General features: G+C 72.7%; 5 protein-coding genes. All 5 read right to left on the bottom strand.

Translation table 11 applies throughout. The features are described 5' to 3' along the window. Positions 1 to 1,519 (bottom strand): NADH-quinone oxidoreductase subunit 5 family protein (locus H5J30_RS20280; RefSeq protein WP_181788825.1); only part of this gene is annotated, 1,519 nt, incomplete at its 3' end. Next, the gene (gene nuoK / locus H5J30_RS20275; RefSeq protein ID WP_181788824.1) at positions 1,516 to 1,941 is read right to left on the bottom strand and encodes an NADH-quinone oxidoreductase subunit NuoK; all 426 of its coding nucleotides are present in this window, start codon (positions 1,939 to 1,941) and stop codon (positions 1,516 to 1,518) included. The genes nuoK and H5J30_RS20280, both read right to left, overlap by 4 nt. Further along, positions 1,941 to 2,543 (bottom strand): NADH-quinone oxidoreductase subunit J family protein, encoded by a 603-nt coding sequence (locus H5J30_RS20270; protein ID WP_181788823.1) that lies wholly within the window; start codon positions 2,541 to 2,543, stop codon positions 1,941 to 1,943. Before H5J30_RS20270 ends, nuoK begins: the two co-directional genes overlap by 1 nt. Further along, a complete protein-coding gene (locus tag H5J30_RS20265) occupies positions 2,540 to 3,049 on the bottom strand; it encodes a 4Fe-4S binding protein (RefSeq protein WP_181788826.1) in 510 nt (169 codons plus the stop codon). The genes H5J30_RS20270 and H5J30_RS20265 overlap by 4 nt, the downstream gene beginning before the upstream one ends. A gap of 44 nt (positions 3,050 to 3,093) precedes the next feature. Further along, the gene (locus tag H5J30_RS20260; protein ID WP_181788822.1) at positions 3,094 to 4,053 is read right to left on the bottom strand and encodes a complex I subunit 1/NuoH family protein; all 960 of its coding nucleotides are present in this window, start codon (positions 4,051 to 4,053) and stop codon (positions 3,094 to 3,096) included. Positions 4,054 to 4,113: the final 60 nt, after the last annotated feature.

Genomic DNA, 4,113 nt, shown 5'->3' with positions numbered 1-4,113 from the left:
TGCCGAGGACGGCGGTGGTGAGCGTCGGCGTGAGCTCGTGGCCGCCGAGCCAGTCCGGCAGCGTCCAGACGGTCAGCCCGAACGCCACGGTGGGCACGAGCAGCAGCCACAGCACGGCGTTCATGGCCACCGGCTGCCGGCCGTGGTCGGGGACGGGTTCGCCGCGGCCGTGGAAGGCGAGCAGCCACAGCCGCGCGGCGTACGCGGCGGTGAGCAGCGCGCCGGCCAGCCCGGCCACCAGCACGGTCCAGGCCGCGGCGCCGGGGATGCCGTGACCGGTCGCGCCGTGCCCCTTGATGGCGGCCTCCGCGGCGCCGAGGACGGCTTCCTTGGAGAAGAAGCCGGCGAAGGGCGGGATGGCGGCGAGGGCGAGGAGGGCGGCGGTCATCGTCCAGTAGGCGTCCGGGATGCGCGCGCGCAGGCCGCCCATCCGGGCCATCGCGGCCAGCGAGTTGGTGCCGGCGGCGTGGATGACGACGCCGGCGGCGAGGAAGAGCAGCGCCTTGAAGGCGCCGTGCGAGAGGAGGTGGAAGACGGCGGCGTCCCGGGAGCCGACGGCCAGCGCGCCGGTCATGTAGCCGAGTTGCCCGACGGTCGAGTAGGCGAGCACGCGTTTGATGTCGTCCTGCGCGAGGGCGGCCAGCGCCGAGCCGACCATCGTGACGGCGGCCATCACCGCCAGCACCACGAGCGCGGCGGCCGAGGCGGCGAAGACCGGCAGCAGCCTGGCGACGACGTACACGCCGGCCGCGACCATCGTCGCCGCGTGGATCAGCGCGGAGACGGGCGTGGGGCCGGCCATGGCGTCGGGCAGCCAGGTGTGCAGCGGGAACTGCGCGGACTTGCCCGCGACGCCGGCGAGCAGCAGCAGCGCGATGAGCGTGGGGTGGGCCAGTCCTTCGCCGGAGCCGGCGGCGGTCAGGATGCCGCTGATCCGGAACGTACCGGCCTCGGACGCGAGCGCGAAGATGCCGAAGAGGAAGGGGACGTCGCCCAGCTTGGTGACCAGGAACGCCTTGAGCGAGGCGGCCCGTGCGACCTCGGTGTCCCAGTAGTGGCCGACGAGGAAGTACGAGCAGATGCCCATGATCTCCCAGCCGACCAGCAGCACCAGCAGGTCGCCGGAGTAGACGACGAGGAGCATCGCGGCGGTGAAGAGGGAGACGAGGGCGGCGTACGAGGCGTAGCGCGGGTCGTCGCGCAGGTAGCCGGTGGAGTAGATCTGCACGCACGTGGCGACGACGCCGACGAGCACGGCGACCAGCACCGCCATGCCGTCGAGGTGCAGCGCCAGGTCGATGGGCACGGAGCCGGTCGGGGTCAGCTCGGTGGCGGCGGTCACCGGCTCGTCGCCGCCCTGCCGGGCCGCGACGACGGCCGCGAGCGCGGCGGCGGTCACGGCCGGCAGCACGGCCAGCGGCTGCACCATGCCGGGCGAGCGGCGGCCGAGGAGCAGGGTGGCGACGGCGCCGAGGAAGGGCAGCAGGGGAACGAGTGCGGCGAGGGTGGTGGTGGTCACGCGGTGGCCTCGGCCTTCTTCGACGCGGCCGCCGACTCGCCGGCGGCGTCTGCTGCCGCGTCCGCTGCGTCCTGTGGGTCCGGTGCGTCCGCTGCGCCGCCGGTGCCGCCCGCGTCCGTGTCCGCGAGGTCGCGGAGGCGGTCGACGGCGGAGGTGCCGCGGTTGCGGTACACCATCAGCACGATGGCCAGCCCGATGCCGATCTCGGCGGCGGCCAGGGCGATGATGAACAGCGCGAACGACTGCCCGGAGCGCAGGACGTCGCGGAACGCGACGTCGAAGGCGACGAGGTTGAGGTTGACGGCGTTGAGCATCAGCTCGACGGACATCAGCACGAGGATGGCGTTGCGCCGCGCCAGCACGCCGTAGAGGCCGACGCAGAACAGCAGCGCCGCCAGCACCGCCGGATACGCGAGATGCATCAGCCCTCCCCGCCGTCGTCGGCGGCGTCGACCGGGCCGGCCGGGTTCCCGGCCACCTCCTCCGCGGACCCGCCGTCCTTGCGGGACAGCACGATCGCGCCCACCAGCGCCGCCAGCAGCAGCACCGACAGCGCCTCGAACGGCAGCACCCAGTGCCGGAAGACGCTCGCCCCCAGCAGGTCGGTCGTGCCCTTCGGCTCGTCCAGGTCGATCCACGTCGTCCGGAACGCGTCCACGACCAGCGTCACAAGCAGCACCGCCGCCGCCCCCGCCACACCCAGCGCCACCCACCGGTTGCCCGAGTCGGCGTCCGGCGAGCGGCCTATCGGCGCCCGGGTCAGCATCAGCCCGAAGAGCAGCAGCACCACCACCGAGCCGACGTAGATCAGCACCTGCACCCAGGCCACGAACTCGGCCGTCAGCAGCAGGTACTCGACCGCCAGTCCGCCGAGCGCGACCACCAGCCACAGCGCGGCGTGCACCAGCTGCCGCGTGGTCACGGTGATCACGGCGGCGCCGAGGGTCACCAGACCGGTGAGGAGGAAGACGATCTCGACGCCGGTGGGCGACAGGAAGCCGTGGGTCTCGGCGGCGAGGGTCATGTGCCGTCGCCCTCCCCGCCGGCGGGCTCGCGCGCCGGTGCCGACGCCTCCGCCTTCTCCACCGCCTTGCGCGCCGCGCCCAGTTCCTTCGGCTCCTCCCCCGCCGGGTCCGGCGCGGGCGGGGCGGGCACCGTCCACATCCAGTCGCGCAGCCGGCCCCGCTCGTGGGTCAGCTCGTGGATATCGGTCTCCGCGTACTCGAACTCCGGCGACCAGAAAAGGGCGTCGAACGGGCAGACTTCGATGCAGATCCCGCAGTACATGCACAGCGCGAAGTCGATGGCGAAGCGGTCGAGCACGTTGCGGCTGCGCTCGCGCCCGCCGGGGGCGGCGGGCGGCACGGTCTCCTTGTGCGAGTCGATGTAGATGCACCAGTCCGGGCACTCGCGGGCGCACAGCATGCAGACCGTGCAGTTCTCCTCGAACAGCGCGATGACGCCGCGGCTGCGCGGCGGCAGCGCGGGCAGGGTGTCGGGGTAGTGCGCGGTGTGCGAGCGCCGCGTCATCGTACGCAGCGTGACCGCGAGCCCCTTGGCGAGCCCCTTCACCGTCAGATCACCACCTTCACGATGCCGGTCAGCGCGATCTGCGCGAGGGCGAGCGGGATGAGGGTCGTCCAGGCGAAGCGCTGGATCTGGTCCTCGCGCAGCCGCGGGTACGTGACGCGCAGCCAGATCACGGCGAAGGCGAGGATCCCGGTCTTCAGCAGCGTCCACAGCCAGCCGAGCCCGTCGGCGTACGGGCCGTGCCAGCCGCCGAGGAAGAGCACGGCGGTCAGCGCGCTGAGGACGACGATGCCGGCGTACTCGGCGAGCAGGAACAGCGCGAAGCGCAGACCGGAGTACTCGGTGTACGCGCCGAAGATGATCTCCGAGTCGGCGACGGGGGCGTCGAACGGCGGACGTTGCAGCTCGGCGAGCCCGGCGGTGAAGAACACCACCCCGCCGACGAGCTGCCACGGCAGCCACCACCACTCGAACCCGTCGACGATCCCGACGAGCGACACCGTCCCGGCGGCCATGGCGACGGAGGCGGCGGCGAGCAGCATGGGCAGCTCGTAGGCGAGCAGTTGGGCGGCGGTACGGAGGCCACCGAGAAGCGAGTACTTGTTGGCGGACGCCCAGCCGCCCATGAGGGAGCCGAGCACGCCGACGCCCATGACGGCCAGCACGAAGAAGATCCCGGCGTCGAGAGCCTCGCCCACGCCGCCGTCGGGGGCGAAGGGGATGGCGACGAGGACGACGAGGTACGGGAGGAGGGCGACGGCGGGTGCGAGCTGGAAGACCCGCCGGTCGGCACCGGCGGGGACGACGTCTTCCTTCTGCACGAACTTGACGCCGTCGGCGACGAGTTGCGCCCAGCCGTGGAAGCCGCCGGCGTACATGGGGCCTACGCGGCCCTGCATGTGGGCCATGACCTTGTGCTCGGTCTGCCCGACGACGAGGGGGAAGAGCAGGAAGACGACGAGGACGCCGAGAAGGGTGAGCAGGACCTCCAGCACGTCGTTCACGAAGCCTCACCGCCCTCGCCTGCGCCGGGCTCGGGGGATGGAGCGTCGCCCGCGGCGGGC

The organism is Streptomyces phytophilus (assembly GCF_013870535.1).
Classification (GTDB): Bacteria; Actinomycetota; Actinomycetes; order Streptomycetales; family Streptomycetaceae; genus Streptomyces; species Streptomyces phytophilus.
This window is presented reverse-complemented; position numbering and strand designations above follow the sequence as displayed.

What these genes read in the sequence shown, in the direction of transcription:
- nuoK (WP_181788824.1), bottom strand. Translation starts at nt 1,941, where the DNA reads ATGCATCTCGCGTATCCGGCGGTGCTGGCGGCGCTGCTGTTCTGCGTC.
- H5J30_RS20270 (WP_181788823.1), bottom strand. Translation starts at nt 2,543, where the DNA reads ATGACCCTCGCCGCCGAGACCCACGGCTTCCTGTCGCCCACCGGCGTC.
- H5J30_RS20265 (WP_181788826.1), bottom strand. Translation starts at nt 3,049, where the DNA reads ATGACGCGGCGCTCGCACACCGCGCACTACCCCGACACCCTGCCCGCG.